1 protein-coding gene is annotated in these 409 nt (G+C 64.5%); it reads left to right on the forward strand.

Features of this window, described 5'->3' with window-relative positions; all coding sequences use genetic code 11:
- Window positions 1–407: hypothetical protein (locus HOV91_RS41375; RefSeq protein ID WP_217441629.1), on the forward strand; the 407-nt coding region annotated here is incomplete at its 5' end.
- Window positions 408–409 lie beyond the last annotated feature (2 nt).

A 409-nucleotide genomic window follows, 5' to 3' on the forward strand; every position in this document is an offset into this window, starting at 1 on the left:
CCCGACGCCAAGTCCTCGCCCTCGCTGTTGCTGCCGTTGCTGCGGCATCGGCGCCGCTGCTGTCTCACGCGCAAGTGCTGCGCAACATTCCGGCAACGGCCCCGGCGGCCCAATTGACCATCAACTCGGCCAACGGCGGCACGCTGAGTACCGGCAGCACCGGCATCGTGCGCATCCTGTTGTTGGGCTTCGGGAGCAGCAGCGCTGACATCCGCTTCGCCCCGGGCGTGCGGATCCTGTCGCTGGATGGGCGTTTGCTGCCGACTTCTTCGGTGGTCGGCCAGACGTTCAAGGTGCGCTATCAGCTCGACTTGTATCAGCAGTTGCTGACAGCCTGGGTTGTCAGCGATGACGATTACAAGGCTGCGGTGGCGGCACAAAGTCAGGCGCAAGCGCAGTCCCAGTAGTC

Origin of the sequence: Nocardia barduliensis (assembly GCF_013315795.1) — a bacterium.
In the GTDB taxonomy this organism is placed as follows: Bacteria; Actinomycetota; Actinomycetes; order Mycobacteriales; family Mycobacteriaceae; genus Nocardia; species Nocardia barduliensis.